Origin of the sequence: Lentzea flava, from assembly GCF_014648475.1 — a bacterium.
GTDB classification, from domain to species: domain Bacteria; phylum Actinomycetota; class Actinomycetes; order Mycobacteriales; family Pseudonocardiaceae; genus Lentzea; species Lentzea flava.
This window is the reverse complement of record NZ_BMRE01000039.1, coordinates 39,861-60,345: the sequence shown is the minus strand read 5'-3', so window position 1 is coordinate 60,345 and position 20,485 is coordinate 39,861. Positions and strand designations below refer to the sequence as shown.

Here is a 20,485-nt window from a genome sequence, read left to right as displayed (position 1 = left end):
GCGTGAACTACGGCGACGGACTTGGTGTCGTGACGGTCACGTACTCGCCGGGCGAGACGCTGGCACCGTTCGTGGACACCCTCGCGAAGGCGACCACCCGCTCGGTGCAGGTGATCCTCGCCGACAACGGTTCCACCGACGGCGTGCCGGAGCAGGTCGCGGCGGAACGCGAGCACGTCACGTTCCTGCCGACCGGCGGAAACCTCGGTTACGGCCGGGCGGCGAACATCGGTGTGGCCGCGTTCGGGCAGGACGTCGGCTGGGTGCTGATCGCCAACCCGGACATCGAGTTCGCGCCGGGCAGCGTGGACACGTTGATCGAGGCCGCGTCCCGGTGGCCTCGGGGCGGCATGTTCGGGCCGCTGATCCGCGAGCCGAACGGTGAGGTCTACCCGTCGGCGCGGCTGCTCCCCTCGATCGGGCGTGGTCTCGGGCACGCGGTGTTCGGGTCGTTCTGGAAGTCGAACCCGTGGACGCGGGCGTACCGGCAGGAGAAGACGCCGGTCGAGCGGACCGCCGGGTGGCTGTCGGGCAGCTGCTTCCTGATGCGGCGCGAGGCCTTCGACTCGGTCAAGGGCTTCGACGAGCGCTACTTCATGTACTTCGAGGACGTGGACCTCGGCGAGCGGGTCACCAAGGCCGGCTGGCAGTGCGTCTACGTGCCCGACGCCGAGGTCACCCACATCGGCGGTCACGCCACCGCGCGGTCGTCGGACCGGATGCTGCGCGAGCACCACCGCAGCGCCTACCGCTACCTCGCCGACCGGCACCAGGGCGCGCTGTGGGCGCCGTTCCGGTTGCTGGTGAAGGCAGGGCTGGCGCTGCGGGTGAAGATCCTCACACGCGGTTGAACCGCCGGCTCCTGGGAACCTGTTCCGATCGTGGGCGTCCTCCCAGCATGAGGAGGCAGCCGTGAGGCGACCACTACCGCTCATCGTGATCGGGCTGGTCGCGATCGCCGCCGCGGCCGTGCTGGGCGCGATCGTGCCCGAGCAGTACGAGCTCGCGGTGCTGGTCCCGTGCTGCCTGCTGTCGCTCGCGTTCGCGTGGGGCGTGGGCAAGCTCGGCCCCGCGTGGCTGGTGCTGCCCGCGTTCATGGTCGTGATCCCCGGCACGGCGGTGCTCGTCGGCGACGGTCACCGCGCGTTGATGGACGTGCTGGCGACGCCCCAGACGTGCGTGATCACGTCGGTCGAGGACCTCCCCCGGCCCGACAACCCGGCCTTCGCGCACCACATCACCTGCCCCGACGGCGCGCGGCTGCGCATCGTCGTGCTGGGCGAGCAGGACAAGAAGATGGCACCGGGTCCGGCCACCGTGCTGCGGCACCCGTTGATGCGGCCGTTGCTCGCCGACCGCAACGACTGGTCCGGCGAGTGGGTGTTCGGAGTACCAATCGCGATCTTGTTGATGCTGATCTGTGCAACCACACTGCGGGCGCGCAGAGTGATGAGGCAGGCTTAGCACGTGGATCGCGCATCACTGCCCGTCGTGTCAGTCGTCGTCGTCAACTACCACGGCGCGGAGGACACCATCACCTGCGTGCGCGGACTGGCCGAGGTGGACTACCCGGCCGAGTTGCTGCAGGTGATCGTCGTCGACAACGAGGCGCACGACACCGCGCGGCTCAAGGCGGAACTGCCCGGCGCGAAGATCATCACCTCGGAGCACAACCTCGGCTTCGCGGGCGGCTGCAACCTCGGCGTCGAGCACGCCACCGGCAGCGTGCTGGCGTTCCTGAACAACGACGCGCGCGCGGACCGCGACTGGATCAAGACCGCGATTCGGGTGTTCCACGCGGAGCCGGCGGTCGGCGCGGTCGCGAGCAAGGTGCTCGACTGGGACGGCCAGAAGATCGACTTCGTGGACGGCGGGCTGACCTGGTTCGGCATGGGCTACAAGCGCCACGCCGGGCAGGACGACACCGGCGCGTACGACGCCCCGCAGGACGTGCTGTTCGGCACCGGGTCGGCGATGTTCGTGCGCGCGGAGGTCTACCGCGAGCTCGGCGGGTTCGACGACCGGTTCTTCATGTTCTACGAGGACGTCGACCTCGGCTGGCGGCTCAACCTGCGCGGCTGGCGGGTCCGTTACGAGCCCGCCTCGCTCACGTTCCACCGCCACCACGCGTCGATGACCTCGATCGACCACAGCCGCGAGCTGTACCTGCTGGAACGCAACGCGCTCGCGTCGCTGTACAAGAACTTCTCCGACGAGACGCTGGCCAAGGTGCTGCCCGCCGCGCTGGCGTTGTGCGTGCGCAGGGCCACCGCGCGCGGGGAGATCGACCCGACGCAGCTGGAGATCACCCGCAGGCCGGCGGACCCCGCGCTCGACCGCGAGCCGGTCGGGGTGTCGCGCCAGGCGCTGGCCGGGTTCCTCGCGATCGACCAGTTCGTCGAGCTGATGCCGTCGCTGGCCGAGTCGCGCAAGATCGAGCAGGCCGCGCGCCGCAGGTCCGACACCGACCTGGTGCCGTTGATGCGCAAGGCGCTGGAACCGGCCTATCCCCTGCCGCGTTACCTCGCGGCGCACGACATCCTCGTCGACGTGCTGGGCCTGGACGAGGTCTTCGGCAAGCCGCGCAGGATCCTGGTGATCACCGGCGACGCGATCTCGGACCGGATGGCGGGCCCCGCGATCCGCGCCTGGCACATGGCCGACGTGCTGTCCGGCGAGCACCAGGTGCGCCTGGTGACGACGAACCCGTTGTGCGTGCCGCCGGACGCGCCGTTCGCCGTCGAACGCGCCCGGCCGAAGGAGCTGCCGCCGCACGTCGCGTGGGCGGACGTGGTCGTGCTGCAGGGCCACGCGCTGGAGATGATCGGCGAGCTGAAGAAGAAGTCGTCGACCAAGATCGTGGTCTGCGACATGTACGACCCGATGCACCTCGAACTGCTGGAACAGGGCAAGGACGACACCGACGAGAAGCGCGCCCTCGACCTGGAGACCGTCACGCGGGTGCTGAACACGCAGCTCGAACGCGGCGACTTCTTCCTGTGCGCGTCGGAACGGCAGCGCCACTTCTGGCTCGGCCACCTGGCCGCGCTGGGCCGTCTCACGCCGACGTTGTACGACAACGACCCCACGACGCAGTCGTTGCTCGGGATCGTCCCCTTCGGACTCTCGGGCAAGCCGCCGCAGCGCACCGGCCCGGCGATCAAGGGCGTCATGCCGGGCATCTCGGACACCGACAAGGTCGTGATCTGGGCCGGTGGGGTCTACTCGTGGTTCGACCCGCTGTCGTTGATCCACGCGATGGACCGGCTGCGCGCGCGGCGTTCCGACGCGAAGCTGTTCTTCCTGGGCATGAAGCACCCGAACCCCGAGGTGCCGGACATGGACATCGCCGGCCAGACGCGCGCGTTGTCGGCGTCGCTGGAGCTGACCGGCTCGACCGTGTTCTTCAACGACGGCTGGGTGCCGTACCAGGATCGGCAGAACTTCCTGCTCGACGCGTCCTGCGGCGTCACGACGCACTACGAGCACGTGGAGACCACGTTCGCGTTCCGCACGCGGGTGCTCGACTACCTGTGGGCGGGGCTGCCGATCGTCACCACGTCCGGCGACTCGTTCGCGGACCTGGTGCTGCGGGAAGGTTTGGGCGTCGTCGTGCCACCGGAGGACCCGGAGGCACTGGCCGACGCGCTGGAGAAGGTGCTCTACGACGAGGAGTTCGCGGCCGCGTGCCGTGAGCGCATCGCCGTCGTCCGCGAACGGTTCACCTGGGAGACGGCGCTCGCGCCGCTGGCGGAGTTCTGCCGCGACCCCAGGCCCGCGGCGGACCGTCTGCCTGGCTCCGCACCACTGGTGCGCACACCGGGGTTGAGCAAGGCGGACAAGGTGAAGCGGGACCTGCAGCTGGTGCGCGAGTACCTGGACGCGGGTGGCCCGACCGAGTTGGCCAAGCGGGCGACGGGGCGTCTGCGCAAGATCGCGCGTGGTGGACGTCATGGCTAGAGCCCCGAAGAAGAAGACACTGTCCGTGCTGCTCGACGGCACGCCCCTGCTCGGACATCGCACCGGAATCGGCCGCTACACCGCGGCACTGGCGGAAGAACTGGCTTCCATGCCGGAGGAGGCCGACGTGCGGGCGGTCGCCTTCACGTTGCGCGGCTGGCGCGCGTTGCGGACGGTGCTGCCGCACGACGTCACCGCCCGCGGCCTGCCCGTCTCGGCACGGGCGCTGCGCCGGCTGTGGCTGGGCGCGCCGTTCCCGCCGGTCGAGCTGCTGGCGGGGTTCTCCGACGTCATGCACGGCACGAACTTCGTGCTGCCGCCGACCATCCGGGCCGGGCGCGTGGTGACGATCCACGACCTGGCCTTCCTGGACTCCCCCGGCGACCTGCCGCCGTCCGACCGCCGGTTGCCCGAGCTGGTCCGGCTGTCGGCCCAGCGCGCGGACGTGATCTGCACACCGACCGCGGCCGTCGCCTCCGTCGTGGCCGACCGGTTCTCGGTGCCGCTGGAGAAGATCGTGGTCACGCCGCTGGGCGTCGACCCGGCCTGGTTCGCGTCCCGGCCGCCGTCGCCGACGTTGCGCGGCCGGCTGGGGCTGCCGTCGGAGTACCTGCTGTTCGTCGGCGCGGACGGGCCGCGCAAGGGCCTCGAGTACCTGATCAAAGCGCACGCGGCGGATCCGTCGCTGCCGCCGCTCGTGATCGTCGGGCCTGGTCAGTCCGGAGTGGACGGTCGGGTGCTGCGGACCGGGTACCTGTCGGACGTCCACCTGCGGTCGGTGGTGGCGGGGGCGACCGCTCTGGTGCTGCCGTCGCGGGACGAGGGGTTCGGGCTGCCGGTGCTGGAAGCGTTGGCGTGCAACGTTCCCGTGGTGTGCTCGGACGTGCCCGCGCTGCGCGAGGTCGCCGGTGGGCACGCGTTGCACGTGCCGGTCGGGGACGTCGAGGCGTTGGCGGAGGGGTTGGCTCAGGCCGTCGCGGCACCGGCCACTCCTGCCGCCCAGGCGGAGCGGCGTGCGTACGCGGCCGGGTTCACCTGGCGGCGGTGCGCGGAGATGACCGTCGAGGCGTACCGGAAGAGCCGGGCGTGACGTGCACCTGAAGCTGCTGCACGCCAACTTCCTGAACGATCCTGACCGCGACACGTTCGTGGCCGGGATCGTCGAGCGGGCGCACACCTCGACCGACGACGAGATCGAGTCGTTGCTGCGTGCGACCTGGCGGGAGAAGCTGATCGGCGCGTACCTCGCCGGGTTCGCGCGGAGGAAGGCGTTCCGCGACCGGATCGGCGTGCTCCTCGTGGACAGCGCCACCTGCTACGCGGGCCAGGGCTACTGCTTCGCGCTGGCCGCGTTCGGCGAACCCGACGACGCCGAGTGGCTCGCCACCTACCTCGACAGGTGGCTGCCGGAACTCGACCGCCAGTACGACCAGCCGTGGGCGATGGGCGCGTTGCTGCACATCGACCCCGTCCGAGCGGCGACGTTCACCGACGCCTGGACCAACTGGATCACCAACGGCTGCCACGGCATCGGCTACCGCGGTCTCACCGACGAACGCGAGACGATCAAGAGGCTGTGCAACGCGTGAGGCGTCAGGAAATCCTGACGCCCCAACGACTTCACCGAGAGTGCGGCCTCGATGAGTGCTTGTCGAGCTGGCTCATCGACACCTGCCGCGAGCCCGTGACAATCGCAACGCACCTCAGGAAACGCTGCCGATCGGAATCCGCTGTCGCGGGACGCTGGGGGTTGCGCCCGGAATCGAACATGCCGAACAGGTTCTCGCACTTGGAACGACCGTGCCAGACCGGTCACTCCAATGGCGCAGCACCGGTACGGGGAGCTACCACCCCTGCCTTGAATGCCTCCGAAAGGGCGCTTCGCCAGTGCGGCAACGGACGTAGTCCCGCTGCTGCCCACGCCGCACCCGACAGCACCGAGTAGGCGGGCCGCGGGGCCGGGCGCGGGAAGTCGGCCGTGGTGCAGGGCCGCACGCGGGCCGGGTCGGCACCCAGTTCCTCGAAAATCGCCTGTGCGAAACGGAACCACGTCGTCTCGCCGCCGCCGGTGGCGTGCAGGAGGCGTTGCTCCGGCAGGACCGAGACCAGTTCGAGAAGGCCGGCCGCGAGGTCGTGGGACCACGTCGGCGAACCCACCTGATCGTCCACAACGGACAGCGTGGGCCGCGACGATTCCAGTGCTGCCATGGTCTTCACGAAGTTCGTGCCGTGCACGCCGTAGACCCACGAGGTGCGCACGACCCAGCCGCCCGCGTCCAGCACACGGCGTTCGCCTTCGAGTTTCGTGCGGCCGTACGCGGACTTCGGGCCGACGGGGTCGGACGGCTCGTACGGCCGCGTCCCGTCACCGGAGAACACGTAGTCCGTCGACACGTGGATCAACGGAATGCCAACGGAAGCGCACGCTTCGGCGAGCAGGCCCGCGCCGACGGCGTTGACCGCGAACGCGCGGTCCTCGTCGGTCTCGGCGGCGTCGACCGCGGTGTACGCGGCGCAGTTGATCACCGCGGACGCGCCGGCGAGATCGGCGGGGGACACCGCGGTCACGTCGAGCTCGGCGGACGACACCGCGCGGACGTCGGGCGACAGGGCTGCGAGGTCGTGGCCGAGCTGGCCGCGACCACCGGGAACGAGGATCAACGCTCAGCCCTTCACCAGCGCCGCGCGCTCCTTGAGCGGCTCCCACCAGGCCCGGTTCTCGCGGTACCACTCGACCGTGTCGGCCAGGCCGACGGTGAAGTCGACGCGCGGCTGGTAGCCCAGCTCGGACGAGATCTTGGAGATGTCGACGGAGTAGCGGCGGTCGTGGCCCTTGCGATCGGTCACCGGCTCGACGAACGACCAGTCGCGGCCCGTCGCGGCCAGCAGCTTCTCGGTCAGCTCGCGGTTGGTGAGCTCGGTGCCGCCGCCGATGTTGTAGATCTCACCCGGCCGGCCGCCCTCGGCGACGAGCTGGATGCCGCGGCAGTGGTCGTCGACGTGCAGCCAGTCGCGCACGTTCAGGCCGTCGCCGTAAAGAGGCACCTTCTTGCCGTCGATCAAATTGGTGACGAAGAGCGGAATCACCTTTTCGGGGAACTGGTACGGCCCGTAATTGTTCGAACACCGGGTGATGCACACCGGCAGTCCGTGCGTGCGGTGGAACGCGCGCGCGAGCAGGTCGGAGGAGGCCTTGGAGGCCGAGTACGGCGAGTTGGGCTCGAGGATGTGCGTCTCCGACCACGAGCCGTGCTCGATGGAGCCGTAGACCTCGTCCGTCGAGACGTGCACGAACCGGCCGACGCCCGCGTTCAGCGCGCCCTGCAGCAGGGTCTGCGTGCCCAGCACGTTGGTCAGCACGAAGTCGGCGGATCCCGTGATGGAGCGGTCGACGTGCGACTCGGCGGCGAAGTGCACGACCACGTCGACGCCGCGCATCTGCTCGGCCACGACGGCGGGGTCGCAGATGTCGCCCCGCACGAACTCGAACTTGCCGGCGACCGGTGCGAGGTTGGTCTCGCTGCCCGCGTAGGTGAGCTTGTCGAGCACCACCACCTCGGCACCCGCGAAGGCCGGGTACGAGCCGCTCACCAACTCCCGCACGTAGTGCGAGCCGATGAAGCCGGCCCCACCTGTCACCAGTACGCGCATGCTCATTTCCTCCTGTGGTGTTCCCCGCTCGCAGTCTGTCACGTACCTAATCGCTGCAACCCACAGCAATGTCACGTCGTGTGTCTTATAAACGACTAAACTCGACGTGGTGGGGGAGGAAACGGCTGTGGAAGGCGAAAGTCTGCCGGTCAGGGTGGAGGGGACCCGGCCGCCCACGGCTTTGCACGCGTTCCTCGTGGCCGGAAAGATCTTCGTCGCGCTCGTCTCCGCCGCTGTGCTCCTCGTCACGTCGTACGGCTGGGGCAAGTTGCGCGCCGCAGAGGGCGGCATCGTCAAGACCAAGGTCATCGAGGACGAGATCGCGAAGGACGCCGGGCGCAAGCCGCTCGACGGCGCCGTCGACATCCTCCTGGTCGGCATGGACAGCCGCACCGACGCGCAGGGCAACCCGCTGTCGAAGGAAGCGCTGGCACTGCTCAACGGCGGGTACGCCGACGGCGAGCAGAACACCGACACGATGATCCTCGTGCACATTCCGGTGGACGGCACGCGCGCGGTCGCGATCTCGTTCCCGCGCGACTCCTACGTCGAGATCGCCGAGGGCTTCGGCAAGCACAAGCTCAACTCCGCGTTCGCCCGCAAGCGCAACACCGTCGACCAGGAGATGCGCGCCAAGGGCGAGACCGACGAGCAGAAGATCCGCACCGAGTCGATGGCGGCCGGGCGCAAGACGCTGATCAAGACGATCGAGAACATGGCCGGCGGCGCCGTGCGGATCGACCGGTACGCCGAGGTCAACCTGGCGAGCTTCTACGAGGTCACCAAGGCCATCGGCGGCGTCGAGGTGTGCGTGAAGGAGGACACGCAGGACAGCGACTCCGGCGCGAACTTCAAGGCGGGCCCGCAGACGATCGAGGGTGCGCGGGCGCTGTCGTTCGTGCGGCAGCGCAAGGGCCTGCCCGGCGGTGACCTCGATCGGATCGTGCGGCAGCAGGTGTTCATCGGGGCGCTGGCGAAGAAGGTGCTGTCGACCGGCACGCTGACCGACCCGAGCAAGCTGAACGGGCTCGTCGAGGCCGTGCAGAAGTCCGTGATCCTGAGCGACGGCTGGGACATCACGACGTTCGCCGAGCAGATGCAGGGCCTGGTGGGCGGCAACATCGAGTTCCGCACCATCCCGGTGGGCGACCCGACGGACACCTACGGCGACGGCAACGTGCTGCCGGTGAACCCGGCCCAGGTGCGGAAGTTCCTCACGAGTCTCGCTGCGGACAAGTCGCCGTCCAGCTCGTCGGTGCCGACGCCCACCACGACGCTGCCGGCGCCGCCGAACTCGTCGATCACCGTCAACGTCTACAACGCGGCGGGCGTGCAGGGTCTCGCGAGCCAGGTGCAGAACGCGTTGGTGGCCAAGGGTTTCAAGCGCGGGTTCGTCGACTCGGCGCCGCAGAACAGCGACACGACGGTCGTGCGGTACGCGGCCGGCGAGGAAGGGGCCGCGCGCAAGGTCGCGGCCGAGGTCGGGCCGAACGTGACGGTCGAGGAGAGCGCGTCCGTCCGAAAAGGACAGGTGCAGGTCTTCGTCGGCTCGGACTACTCCGCTGCGGCAGGCGACGAGGACGTCGACCCGCAGGGCGTGCCTGGCACGTCGTCGACCGCCCCGTCCAGCAGTGCTCCGCCGATCACGGCCGGCGGACTGGTCTGCGTGAACTGAAACCCCGGCGTAACGGCTTTCCGATAGTTACGCTGAGCACGCAAATCCAGCACACGGAGGACCAACGTTGAGCGCTGCCACACGCGCGAAGAAGACCGCACTGGTCGTCGGCCGGACGGCCGTCGCGCTGGTCGCCGTGACGACGCTGGCCTTCTCGGGCTACTTCTGGGCCGCGCTGAAGCTGGTGAAGCAGAACACCAACACCACGCAGATCCTCGAGGTGCTGGAGGACATCCCGAACTCGCCACCCGTCGAGGACGGCGCGGTCGACATCCTGCTGGTGGGCAGCGACAGCCGGACGGACGCACAGGGCAGGCCGCTTCCCGCGGACGTGCTGCGCCAGCTGCGCACCGAGGGCACGGACACGGTGAACACCGACACGATCATCGTGATGCGGGTGCCGCGCAACGGCGGCAAGGTGAGCGCGATCTCCATCCCCCGCGACACGTACGTGCCGATCGCCGGCTACCGGGAAGACAAGATCAACTCCGCGTACGGCGCGGTGAAGTTCCTGACCGCCGAACGGCTGCAGGCCGAGGGCGTGAGCGACCAGCAGGAGCGCGAGCGCAAGTCCGACGAGGCCGGGCGCAAGGCGCTGGTGCAGGCGGTGCAGGACCTCACGGGGATGCGCGTCGACCACTACGCCGAGGTCAACCTCTACGGGTTCTACCTGCTGACCGAGGTGATCGGCGGCGTGAAGGTGTGCCTGAAGGCCGGCACGTCCGACCCGAACTCCGGCGCGAACTTCCGCGCGGGTGAGCAGGTGATCTCCGGCGGCGACGCGCTGTCGTTCGTGCGGCAGCGGAACATGCCGGGCGGTGACCTGGGTCGCATCGCGCGGCAGCAGGTGTTCATGTCGCAGGCGATGAAGCAGCTGCTGTCCGCGGGCACGTTCACCGATCCCGCCAGGATGAAGGGCCTGCTGGACGCGGTCTCGAAGTCCGTCGTGGTGGACGAGAAGCTCGACCTGGCGACGCTCGCCACACAGGCGCAGGGGCTCGCGTCGGGCAACGTGGAGTTCGCCACGATCCCGGTGACGAACATCGACGCGCGCAACGAGCGCGGCCAGAGCGTGGTCACGGTGGACCGCGAGGCGGTGAAGGCGTGGGTGGCGCAGCTGATCGGCGAGAAGTCCACTCCGGCGCCGGCTTCCTCCTCCAGCACCCCCGCTACGCCGTCGCGGTTCGGCCCTGAGAAGCTGCTCTCGCTGGACGGCTTCCCCGCCGTGGCAGCTGCCGCCCAACAGGACGTGCCCTGCGTCGACTAGGAGTACCGCGTGAGCGTGACCGAGATCCTCTTCACGCCGTTGCTGAAGGCCGACTCCGGCCGTCCGCTGATCACGCACTACGACGACGCAGTGGGTTCGCGCATCGAACTGTCCCGCGCGACCATCGCGAACTGGGCGGCCAAGACGGCGAACTGGCTGCGGGACGAGCACGACGTCGAGCCGGGCGACCCGGTGGCGGTGCTGCTGCCCGCGCACTGGCAGACCGCGGGCCTGCTGCTCGGCGCGTGGTGGTGCGGCGCCCACGTCGTCGGCGCGGGGGTCGAGGCGAAGGTGGCCGTGGTGCCGAAGGGCGGGACCGCGGACGCGGACGTCGTGGCCGTGGCGTCGCTGGACACCTGGGGCCTGGGCTCCGGCGCCCCCGTCGACTACCTGGACGACGTGCGCGGGCACGGTGACGACTTCACGCCGTGGGAGCCGGTTCCCGGTTCGACGCCCGCCCTTGGCGAGTCCACTGTGGATGAAGTGGTCGCGCGGGCGCGCGAGCTGGGCGCGGAGCTGGGCCCCGAACCGCGCGTGCTGTCCACTTTGGAGTGGAACGTGCCCTCCTCCGGTGTGCTGGAGGGCTTCCTCGCCGTGCTGGCGGCCGGTGGCTCACTGGTGCAGGTGAGCAATCCCGACGCGGGCCGGTTGGCCGCGCGCCGGGAGAGCGAGAAAACTACGCTGCAGCTGGGTTGAGCACCTTGTTGTTCTTGAACAGCACGCGGTCCAGCGAGTAGGCACCACCGTTGAAGCCGAGCGCGAGCGCGGCCGCGGCCAGCACGACGACGAGCTCCGAACCGCCCTGACCGATCAGCGGCCCGGACGCGTGGACGAGCAGGAACGCGCCGAGCATGTTGACCGTGAGCAGCACGCCGGCGATCGGCAGTGCGAGGCCGACGATCAGCGCGAGGCCACCGGCGAGCTCGACGGTCGCGGCGAACGCGGCCGAGACCGACGGCAGCGGCACACCCATCTTCTCGAACGCCGCCGACGTGCCGGCGAGACCCCACTCGGTCCACTTCTGCCAGCCGTGCGCGACGAACACGATGCCCACACCGATGCGGCCGATGAGTGCGGCGACGTCCTTGACCATGCTTGCTCCCCGATCCTGTCGTACTGCTGTCGTTCAGCTTCGAACCAAACTAGTACAGGTTTGAACGACCTTAGGAAAACGACAGGAACCCAACAGCAAGTCCACAGGTCCAGGTGAGGCCACGCACGGAGGGCCTCTCGCCGACGTCGGCGAGAGGCCCTCCGCAGTGCTGTTCTCGCAGGTCAGGCCGTGGTCAGCTGCTCCACGGTCCAGTGCTGGTTGGGCAGGCCGGTGCCGTCCCACTGCACGACGCCCGAGCCGTTGGCGGTGTGCTGGTTGTACACGTCAGCCGACTTGCCGGTGAGCACGCTCACCAGGCCGACCGTGTTGTTCGGGCCGGAGCTGAACACGAACTGCTGTGCGCCGTTGAAGTGGCACGTGTACTGGATGAGCGGGTTGCCGTTGTGCGTCTCGCTGTACCGGACGTCGAGGCACTTGCCGGACATCTTGTTCTTCAGCGCGTACTTCTTGCCGCCCAGGTCGACGAGTTCCCACACCATCTTGTTGCCGCCGACGCAGTCCCAGATCTCGGTGCCAGCGAGGTCGGCGAGAGCGCCCTGGTTCGGGGTGTCCCACAGACCCGCGACCTGCAGGCAGCGACCGGACTGCAGACCCTTGAGCCGGATGGTGCCGAGCGTCATCTGCCGGGCCCACTCGACGTGGCTCGGGTCGATGATGCGCCACTGCTGGTTGACGGCGTTGGTGTTGGTGTACTGCACGACCAGCGTGGCGTTGGCGGTGCCGTTGTCCGCGGCGGTCGCGAACTTGCCGGTGCCGACGTTGCGCAGCTGGAAGGTGCCGTTGGGGTTCTCCAGGAACTCCCACCGCTGGTTCGGGTGGTCGTTGCAGGGGTTCTGGATGACGCTGGTGCCACTCACGTCCAGGCACTGCTTGGAGCTGAGGTTCACCAGCTGGTACTGGCCCTCCACCTTCTTCACGAGCTCCCACACCTGCTTGGGGCCGCGCAGGCAGTCCCACAGCTCGGTGCCCGCGCCGGGAGCGTTCGCGCCCTGGCCGGGCTGGTCCCACAGGCCCGCGACCTGCAGGCAGCGGCCGGACTGGATGCCCTGCAGCTCGATCACCCGGTGGTCGGCCGGCTTGATCAGGTCCTGCTTCGCGGCCGCGTGCTGGCCGGTGTTGAGGAACGCGTCGTAGGCGAGCTTCGTGCCCGCGGCCAGTGCGGCGCGGGCGGCGGCGACCAGGTTCGGCTGGTAGCCGTCGGCGACCGCCTTCTCCAGGATGGCGCGGATCTGCCGCTCGGCCTCGAGCTTGTCCAGGCGGTCCTGCTCGTCGATGTCGGCCTGGTGCGCGGCGTGCACGCCGGTGAAGATGAACTCCTTCCACACGGCGGGATCGCGGCTCTCGTACGCGATCTGCGCCTTGGCCTTCACCTGCGCGCCCTTGGTGCGCTTGATGATCTCGTAGATGAACTCGCGGTCGGGCAGGTTCTTCAGGTCCTCGGTCGCCGTCGACTGGGTCGCGGCGGCCCAGGCCTGCTCCTTGGCCTTCCGGTTCGCCTCGCGCTCCAGACGTTCGCGCTCCAGGCGTTCCGCTTCCTCGATCTTGCGCTGCTTGTCGGCGCGCGACGCGGCGTAGATGCCGTTGACGAGGAACTCCTGGCGCTGTTCGTCGGTCGAGCCGGTCTTCAGCACGGCGGCGGCGCCCTTCTTGACGTCGCTGCCCTCCTCCGCGCGCTCCCAGAGCCGGAAGACGAAGTTCTCGAGCGAGCTGTCGAGCTGCGCCTGCGTGACGTCGGTCCACCCGATTTCCGCTGCCGCGGCAAGGCGTTGGCGGTCGCGCTCCGCCTTCTTGGCCACCTCGATCTGGTCGAGCAGGCTCGCGTCGAAGATGCCCGCGGTGATGAACCGGTAGCAGGCGCTCTCGTCGGTGTTGGTGAGCGCCGCGAGCGCCGCCGACTTGATGTTGGTGCCCTCACGTGCCTTCTGCCACAACGTGATGACGAAGTTCTTGTCGGTCATCACCGCCATCTCGGGCGTGAGGATGATGTTGAGCTCACGGGCAGCGCGCTCGCGTTGCTCCGTTGTGGACTCCTGCACGGCGGCCTGCGCCGAAGCCGAGGCGTCCGAGCTCGTGGTGGGCGCGGCCATCGCCGGCGCGGTGAAAGCACCGCTCGCCAAAGTGGCCGCTACCGCGAACGCTGCGATTCTGCGCATGCCGCGGCCGGCCAGAGTGGATCTGGACAAGTGAATCCCCCAAGATTCATCAAGTAGTCGGCACCCGCCCCAGTTACCCCCGAAATGTGGTGCCAGCGCGCACTGTATGCATGCGGTCTGATCCACCGCAACCAACCTTGGTTGGTGTAACACAGGTCACGTTTGCGCCAAACGGACCTGCATTGACATGCGTGTTAGGAAACTCGTGGGCGCTACAGCCCATCGTTTCACTGGGGTTCTGGGGGAAGTTCATGGGGCGTCATACGCTCATGCGCGCGGTCCTGGGGGCCGCGCTCACGGTGGGAACGGTCGTCACGACCACTGTTCCCGCTGCCCTGGCCGACACGACGACCGTCACGGAGAACCAGGTCGCCCTGGCCTCGTTCCGCCGTGACTTCGTCATGAGACTGGCGTTGCGGGACGCGATGCCGGAAGTCAGAGCCGAGGCCTGGAACGCGTTGCGCAGCAACGCGGGTGAGGCCGCACTCGTCGACTTCCTGGCCGTCGGGTATCCGAACGCCAAGGCGCGGGCAGCACAACGAATCGACCGCAACTACAAGTACATCAAGCGCGTCAACGACTTCTCGTTGCCGGGCAGCGCGGTGCGGGCCACGTCCACCGTGGCTTTGGCGGCCACACCGGCCGCACAGGCCGAGTACGTCCAAAGTGGACATGCCAACGCGCAGGAGCTGGATCGCGTCAACGGCAACAGGTACGAGGAGAAGCTCGCGCGCATGGCGCAGGCGGACCACGACTACGTGGCCGAGCTCGCCGCGAGCGATCCAGGCCCACAGGTCCGTGCGGCGGCGAACCGCGCTCTGTCGACGGGAACCGAGGCCGCGATCGGGCTGTTCTTCAAGTACTACTGGGGAATCGGTGCGGACCTGGACAACGAGGCGTTCCGCCGCACCACCTCCGACCAGAACGAGATCTGGCACAGCAAGATCCGTTCGCTGACCGAGGCGGCGCTGGCCGCGGAGAAGGCGGAGCGCGAGTCGAGCGGCGAGCTCGCCCGCAAGGCGCGGGCCGACGCGATCGCGGCGTGGCGCGAGATCGAGGGGCAGGCCGGTCAGTCCTCTGTGGACTGGGCAGCGGAGAAGGCCAAGGCGGACAGGCAGGCGGCCAACTGGGCGTCGGTCGCCGCGCACGCCCGCGCGGCGCAGACGGAACAGGACTGGGCAGCTGTGCTCGCACGGGCCGACCAGGGCAACACGTCCTGGGCGGACGAGGCCGAGTGGGCTCTGCAGCAGGCGAACTCGTGGCGAAGCATCGCCGCACAAGCACGTTTGAACGCTCTCGCGGCGATCGACCGTGACCAGGGGGACAGCTAACACCATGCGCACAACGGAACCCAGCGTCGCCTCGTGGCGGCGCCGGTCGATCGCGGCCGTCATCATCACGGTGTTGCTGGCGCTGGTGGGCGGCACCGTGCCGGCCGTCGCGGCGCCGCAACAGCCCGCACCCGTGCTCCAGCTGCAGTCCGCGGCCAACGAGCCGGTGGACGAGGAGTACGAGTTCTACAAGCAGCTCGTGCAGGACATCGCCGACCACGCGGAGGACGTCGAGGTCCGCGACGCGGCGAAGGCGGCACTCGCCGCGAACACCAAGGAAAAGCTGATCTGGTTCCTCGACCACGGCGAGACCGAGGCGAGGGCCAAGGCGGCCGAACGCAAGCGCGCCGAGGCCACGGAGAACCGGCGCAAGGTCGAGGAGTGGGCGCGCACCGGCGGCCCGAACGTCAAGGCGGGCGCGCAGGCCGCGCTGAACTCCGGTGACCAGGCGATCAGGGACTTCGTGGCCTACGGCTACGAGATCGCGCTCAAGCAGGACAAGCAGCAGGCCGAGGACGACAAGGCAGAACGGGAGCGCATCACCGCCCGCGTCCGCGACATGGTCGAGCACGGCGGCCCGCAGGTGAAGATCGAGGGTGAGGCGCTGCTCCTCCGCGGTGACTACGCCCTGATCAGGGAGTTCTACCTCACCGGGTACGCCGAGGCGAACAAGCGCGACCACGACTTCCAGGCGACGGTCGAGCAGGCGCTGATCGACCGCAACAAGGCGATCACCGAACTCACCGCGCTCGCCCGGCGCAGCGAGGCGGCGGCGAACGCGCGGGCGGAGATCCTGCGCGCCAACATCAACGCGGTCAAGGCGCTCGACGACGCCACGACGGCGATGAACATGGCCGCCAAGGCCGCGCACCGCTCCGACCAGATCCTCCAGGAGGACAAGCCGGGCAGGGCGAACGGGCAGAAGGGCCGCAACGCGGACCTCGACGCGCTGCGCGCCGAGGCGACCCGGTACGCCGACACCGCCGCCAGGGCGTCGCTGGCCGCCGCGGAAGCGACCGCGCAGGCGCAGAACGCGGCCGTGCGGTTGATCGACTCCGGCATGACCAACGGCCTGGACTGGGCCAAGGTCACCATCGCGATCGGCGGTGCGGCCGAGGCGGCGTCGAAGGCGGCCGAGACCGCGCAGCACGCCACCGAGGCGACGCTCGCGGACAGCCGCGCGCTGGACGCGAACGCCGGTGCGCAGGAACACGCCAACAACGCCAAGAAGTACCACGACGAGGCGGAACGGCAGGCGCAGCAGGCGGCGAGCCTGGCAGCGGCCGCGCTCAAGCAGCAGGAGATCGCGATCGGGTCGCGTGACCGGGCCGCCCAGCAGAAGGTGATCGCGCAGAACGCCGCTGCCAAGGCACGCCAGCACGCGGTCAACGCGCGCAACCACCGGCTCAGCGCGCAGTCCGCGGCATCCAACGCGGTCAGCAAGGCGCAGGCCGCGGTCAAGGCGCACAGCGACGCGGTCGACGCGAGCGTTCGCGAGCAGGCGGCGATCGACGCCGCGCAGAAGACCGGCCGCGAGCTCAAGACGGCCACGTCGGTCTGCTTCGGCAAGGTGAGCTTCGCCGAGCAGGTCGAGACCGCGCTGCGGACGGCGCGGGACGAGGCCATCAAGCAGGGCAAGGACGCCGACGCGGCGACGAAGGACATCGCCGAGGCGGCGGGCAGGGCTCGCAGCGAGGCCAATGCCGCCGAGGCCTGGGCCGGACGCGCCCGTGCTGCCGCAGCGGCGGCGAACGCCGAGGCGGAGCGCGCGGCCGCGGCAGCACGCGCGGCCAAGGCCGCGGCCGCGCGGGCCGACCAGGAAGCCGTGAACGCACGCCGGGCAGCCGACGAGGCGAACCGGCTCGCGATCGAGGCCACCAACGTCGCGGTCGCGACGCAGGCGTCGGCCGACCAGACCCGGCTCGAGGCCGAGGCCGCGGTGAGCGAGGCCAACGCCGCGGTGTGGCAGTCGACGATCGCCGACCGGGCCTCCGCGGCAGCCGCCGCGTCCGCCTCGATGATCATCGACCCGGCCCGCATGGCCGAGGTGATCGCGCGGCCGTACGCGGGGATCAACGGCGACGCGCGCAGGGCGCTGGAGACAGCGGCCAAGGCGTTGCTGATCGGTGAGGAGCAGTCCCGTTCCGCGCGGGAGAAGGCGGAGGAGGCGGCGCGGGCGGCCACGCAGGCGCAGGACGCCGCCACCCGTGCGATCGGCGAGGTCAAGCCCGCCTACGAGGCGGCCGCCCGTGCCGCCAAGTCCGCGGAGCAGGCGGCGCAGTACGCGGTGAACGCGCACAACGCGGCGAACGAGGCGGCACAGCACGCCGCCGGCGCGCACAGCGCAGCCTCGGCCGCGGGACAGCACGCGTCGTCGGCCCGTGCGGACGCCGTGGGCGCGGGCAACGCGGCAGCGGTCGCGTCCAGCGCAGCACAGTCCGCCGGCCAGGCGGCGGCCGCCGCCGAGGCGATCCACCAGTGGGCGATCAAGGCCACGGACTCGATCCACGCGTTCGCGAACGAGGTCAGCACGCACCTCGACCAGTTCCTCGACGCGAAGGAGCGCGCGGCGGAGGCGCAGCGGATCGCCAGGGAAGCGGAGCAGCGCAAGAAGGACGAGCTCAACAAGGAGTTCTACGACGGCCTCATGGGCGTCGTCGCGTGCAAGAACAACGCCGCGTCGCCCCAGTGCAAGGAACTGGCCGCCAAGGTCGGCGAAGCGGCCGCCACGGCACTGGAGTCGCTCGCCGAGTACGCCAGGGACGCCGCCCTCTGCCACGGCGGTGACCCTGCCGCCTGCGACAGGTTCAACGAGGCGACCAAGAAGATCGGCAACTTCGCGGTCGAGGCGGCCAAGGGTTTCGCCGAGGGCGCGGTGAACACCTGGAACGGCATCGTCAAGCTCGCCGAGTGCGGCGTGCAGAGCGTGTCCCAGGCGAACACCCCCGCCTGCAGCGAGATCTGGGCCGGGATCAAGGACCTGGCCGACAACCCGTACAAGCTGATCCACCTCGACGTCTGGCACGAGAACCCCGGCAAGGCGTTCGGCCTGCTCACGTTCGACATCGCGGCGGCAGCGGCGACCGCTCCGATCGGCGGCAGCGGCTCCGCGCTCTCCAAGACGCTCGGCGTGGTCGCGACGGCGGTCACCAAGGCCACGACCAAGATCGCGGAGGGTCTCGGCAGGATCGGCAGCTTCGTCGTGAAGCTGTCCGACAACGTGCCGAACAAGCTGCCGGGCGGCTTCGGCGAGGTCATCAACCTCTCCGTCAAGGTGGAGAACGGCATCGCGAAGCTCGACGGCGCGATCGCCGCGATCGACGGCAGGCTCTACAAGCTCGAGTCGATCACGTTGAGGGCGGAGGGTGACCTCTCGCGGCTGGAGGGCTCGATCGCCCGCATCGAACCGAAGGGCGGTCTCGACCTCAAGCTCACCATCGAGAACGGCGTGGCGAAGCTCGAGAACGCGACGTTCAAGTTCGAGCAGATGGAGAAGCTGCCGCCGCCCAAGCCGCTCACCCCGCCGAAGGGCGTGGTCAAGGACGGCGTCTGGGAGATGGAGGAGTTCGGCCAGAAGCTCAGGCTGGAGAAGGTCAACAACGAGGCCGTCGACAGGTTCCGCGAGAAGGCGATCTCGGCGGAGTCCGAGATCACGCCGAAACTGAAGAACGTCGTCAACGACATCAAGAACGACCTCCCCAGCGTGGATCTGGAGGGCCTGGCGCACAGCGTCAAGGGCGCCGACTCGCTCAAGCGCAAGGTCGTCGACAAGCTGAGCAAGAACCCGGACATCGACGCCGTGCTCGGTGACGTCAAGGACGCCGTCCGGTACACGATGGTCGCGGACGACGCGAGCTACGTGGCCGCGGTCGAGCGGGGCATCGCCGCGCTGGAGGCCAAGGGATTCGTCAAGATGGAGGTCAAGAACTCCTGGCTGCAGAACAGGTACGTCGACAAGTACCGCGGGATCAACAGCGTGTGGAAGGACCCGAAGACCGGTCAGATCTTCGAGTTCCAGTTCCACACGCCGAAGAGCCTGGCCGCCAAGACGGTCGAGCACCCGTGGTACGAGCTGCACCGCGTGCCCGGCACGACCCAGCTGGAGATCGACCACGCGATCGCGCAGGCCGAACTGATCTTCGCCGACGTTCCGTTCCCGACCGGCGCCGTCCGGATCCCCGAGTTCGGCCAGTAGATTGGATTTCCATGAGCTACCAGTACTTCGCGATCGTCACCGACGCGCACCCGGTGGAGAACCCGTTCTTCGTGGTGCGCGTGGGCGGCGAGACCGAGGAGTTCTTCTCCACCAACCTCCGGTGGGAGCGGTCGGACGCGCTGTACCGCATCGAGTCCGGCCGTGAGTACTGGAAGGCCGTGCCGATCAGCGAGGAGCAGGGCAAGGGCTTCGAGGAGGTCCAGGCCCGGCGGGTAGCCGCGGCACGGAAGTCCTGATCGACGCGCGGGCCGGGGTTGCGGGGTCGTCCCGCAACCCCGGCCTGCTGCTGTTTCCTGCTGCTATTTGCGGAGTCGCACGCCGTCGCCCTTCGCGTTGGTCAACGCCAGCGTCTGCCGGTCGATCTTGTACGTGACCTGGCCGTTCAGCGCGTCGAGCAGGGCCTTCTCGACGAGCATCTCGTCGGGGCCGCACGCCTTGTCGGTGTGCAGCAACGACGTGAACGTGATCGCCCGACCGTCCACTTTGTAGGAAGCCGAACCGGAGTTGCAGCCGGTGAACACGTTGACCTTGCCGTCCATGAAGGCCAGCGTGGCGGCGACCGCGCCGGGCACCGACGAGACGGCGTCACCGGTGACGAGGCTGTCGACCGTCCAGGTGCCGCCTTCGAGGGCAGCGGGTGCCTCCGTGCCGAGCACGATCTGCGCGTCCGATCCGGTGATCACCAGGTTCCCGCCGTCGAGCTCCCACGAGGGGCCGGAGCCGAGCAGCTTCGACAGCCACTCGTCCTGCTTGTGCAGATCGGGGTTCGGGCAGCCCATCGCGGTGCTGCTGAGGTCGGGGACGGACAGCTTCCCGTCGTCGAGGGAAACCGGGCCCTGCAACATGTTGCAGCCGGCCCTGGCGATGAGTCTGCCGTCGTCGGTGAAGTTCAGTTCGATCGACGTGCCCTCGACCAGGGCGCGCGGCTTGCCCTGCTCGGTGACGGAGGTGGAGACGAACACCTTGCCGCGCAGGTCCTTCCCCTGCGCGCCGCCCGCCGACCTGGCACCGCAGCCCGGCGCGACGGCGAGCAGCGAGACGACGAGCGCGGCGAGGAGGATTCGGTTGGTCATGACCCTAGGACGGAACACGTTCGCTCCATGGTTGCCCGAAGGCCG

General features: G+C 69.3%; 16 protein-coding genes. 11 read left to right on the top strand and 5 right to left on the bottom strand.

The window, feature by feature from the left end; all coding sequences use genetic code 11:
• The first annotated feature begins 2 nt into the window (after positions 1-2).
• From IEZ09_RS32910 to IEZ09_RS32890, 5 genes are all read left to right on the top strand, one after another.
• Entirely contained in the window at positions 3-851 is an 849-nt protein-coding gene (locus IEZ09_RS32910) for a glycosyltransferase family 2 protein (protein WP_189257707.1), read from the top strand.
• A 61-nt stretch (positions 852-912) separates the two neighbouring features.
• Positions 913-1,464: a hypothetical protein gene (locus tag IEZ09_RS32905; protein ID WP_189257706.1), complete on the top strand. Its 552-nt coding sequence runs from the start codon at positions 913-915 to the stop codon at positions 1,462-1,464.
• A gap of 3 nt (positions 1,465-1,467) precedes the next feature.
• On the top strand, positions 1,468-3,960 hold the full coding sequence (locus tag IEZ09_RS32900; protein ID WP_229813163.1) for a glycosyltransferase: 2,493 nt from the start codon (positions 1,468-1,470) through the stop codon (positions 3,958-3,960).
• Entirely contained in the window at positions 3,953-5,050 is a 1,098-nt protein-coding gene (locus IEZ09_RS32895; protein ID WP_189257705.1) for a glycosyltransferase family 4 protein, read from the top strand. Before IEZ09_RS32900 ends, IEZ09_RS32895 begins: the two co-directional genes overlap by 8 nt.
• A gap of 1 nt (position 5,051) precedes the next feature.
• On the top strand, positions 5,052-5,549 hold the full coding sequence (locus IEZ09_RS32890; RefSeq protein ID WP_189257704.1) for a DUF6000 family protein: 498 nt from the start codon (positions 5,052-5,054) through the stop codon (positions 5,547-5,549).
• A gap of 223 nt (positions 5,550-5,772) precedes the next feature.
• Here the strand turns inward: IEZ09_RS32890 and rfbD are convergent, their stop codons facing one another.
• Positions 5,773-6,621, bottom strand: coding sequence for a dTDP-4-dehydrorhamnose reductase (gene rfbD, locus IEZ09_RS32885; protein WP_189257703.1), 849 nt, complete (start codon positions 6,619-6,621; stop codon positions 5,773-5,775).
• Between the two features lie 3 nt (positions 6,622-6,624).
• Positions 6,625-7,611: a dTDP-glucose 4,6-dehydratase gene (rfbB, locus tag IEZ09_RS32880; RefSeq protein WP_189257702.1), complete on the bottom strand. Its 987-nt coding sequence runs from the start codon at positions 7,609-7,611 to the stop codon at positions 6,625-6,627.
• A gap of 109 nt (positions 7,612-7,720) precedes the next feature.
• On the opposite strand from rfbB, the gene IEZ09_RS32875 reads away from it, so the two are divergent.
• The 3 genes from IEZ09_RS32875 (at position 7,721) to IEZ09_RS32865 (ending at position 11,249) form a co-directional block, all read left to right on the top strand.
• Positions 7,721-9,286: an LCP family protein gene (locus IEZ09_RS32875; RefSeq protein WP_229813162.1), complete on the top strand. Its 1,566-nt coding sequence runs from the start codon at positions 7,721-7,723 to the stop codon at positions 9,284-9,286.
• A 67-nt stretch (positions 9,287-9,353) separates the two neighbouring features.
• Positions 9,354-10,553, top strand: coding sequence for an LCP family protein (locus IEZ09_RS32870; RefSeq protein ID WP_189257701.1), 1,200 nt, complete (start codon positions 9,354-9,356; stop codon positions 10,551-10,553).
• 9 nt (positions 10,554-10,562) lie between these two features.
• Complete coding sequence (locus tag IEZ09_RS32865) at positions 10,563-11,249, top strand: TIGR03089 family protein (RefSeq protein WP_189257700.1); 687 nt, start codon at positions 10,563-10,565, stop codon at positions 11,247-11,249.
• On the opposite strand, the gene IEZ09_RS32860 is transcribed toward IEZ09_RS32865, so the two are convergent.
• Positions 11,230-11,646, bottom strand: a complete 417-nt coding sequence (locus tag IEZ09_RS32860) for a DoxX family protein (RefSeq protein ID WP_189257699.1) — start codon at positions 11,644-11,646, stop codon at positions 11,230-11,232. The genes IEZ09_RS32865 and IEZ09_RS32860 overlap by 20 nt on opposite strands.
• 182 nt (positions 11,647-11,828) lie before the next feature.
• Positions 11,829-13,820 carry an RICIN domain-containing protein gene (locus IEZ09_RS32855; RefSeq protein WP_189257698.1) on the bottom strand — a complete coding sequence of 664 codons (1,992 nt, stop codon included), beginning with the start codon at positions 13,818-13,820 and terminating at the stop codon, positions 11,829-11,831.
• Between the two features lie 269 nt (positions 13,821-14,089).
• Between IEZ09_RS32855 and IEZ09_RS32850 the strand changes: the two genes are divergently transcribed.
• The 3 genes from IEZ09_RS32850 to IEZ09_RS32840 are packed head-to-tail and all read left to right on the top strand — an operon-like array spanning position 14,090 to position 19,603.
• Entirely contained in the window at positions 14,090-15,151 is a 1,062-nt protein-coding gene (locus IEZ09_RS32850; protein ID WP_189257697.1) for a hypothetical protein, read from the top strand.
• 4 nt (positions 15,152-15,155) lie between these two features.
• Positions 15,156-19,346 (top strand): ALF repeat-containing protein, encoded by a 4,191-nt coding sequence (locus tag IEZ09_RS32845; RefSeq protein WP_189257696.1) that lies wholly within the window; start codon positions 15,156-15,158, stop codon positions 19,344-19,346.
• Between the two features lie 11 nt (positions 19,347-19,357).
• On the top strand, positions 19,358-19,603 hold the full coding sequence (locus IEZ09_RS32840) for a hypothetical protein (protein WP_189257695.1): 246 nt from the start codon (positions 19,358-19,360) through the stop codon (positions 19,601-19,603).
• A gap of 63 nt (positions 19,604-19,666) precedes the next feature.
• On the opposite strand, the gene IEZ09_RS32835 is transcribed toward IEZ09_RS32840, so the two are convergent.
• On the bottom strand, positions 19,667-20,440 hold the full coding sequence (locus tag IEZ09_RS32835) for an META domain-containing protein (RefSeq protein ID WP_189257694.1): 774 nt from the start codon (positions 20,438-20,440) through the stop codon (positions 19,667-19,669).
• Positions 20,441-20,485 lie beyond the last annotated feature (45 nt).

Bases quoted from the DNA above. Each gene is read 5' to 3' on its own strand.
- IEZ09_RS32895 (WP_189257705.1), top strand. From the start codon at position 3,953: ATGGCTAGAGCCCCGAAGAAGAAGACACTGTCCGTGCTGCTCGACGGC.
- rfbB (WP_189257702.1), bottom strand. From the start codon at position 7,611: ATGCGCGTACTGGTGACAGGTGGGGCCGGCTTCATCGGCTCGCACTAC.
- IEZ09_RS32860 (WP_189257699.1), bottom strand. From the start codon at position 11,646: ATGGTCAAGGACGTCGCCGCACTCATCGGCCGCATCGGTGTGGGCATC.
- IEZ09_RS32855 (WP_189257698.1), bottom strand. From the start codon at position 13,820: ATGCGCAGAATCGCAGCGTTCGCGGTAGCGGCCACTTTGGCGAGCGGT.
- IEZ09_RS32850 (WP_189257697.1), top strand. From the start codon at position 14,090: ATGCGCGCGGTCCTGGGGGCCGCGCTCACGGTGGGAACGGTCGTCACG.
- IEZ09_RS32845 (WP_189257696.1), top strand. From the start codon at position 15,156: ATGCGCACAACGGAACCCAGCGTCGCCTCGTGGCGGCGCCGGTCGATC.
- IEZ09_RS32840 (WP_189257695.1), top strand. From the start codon at position 19,358: ATGAGCTACCAGTACTTCGCGATCGTCACCGACGCGCACCCGGTGGAG.
- IEZ09_RS32835 (WP_189257694.1), bottom strand. From the start codon at position 20,440: ATGACCAACCGAATCCTCCTCGCCGCGCTCGTCGTCTCGCTGCTCGCC.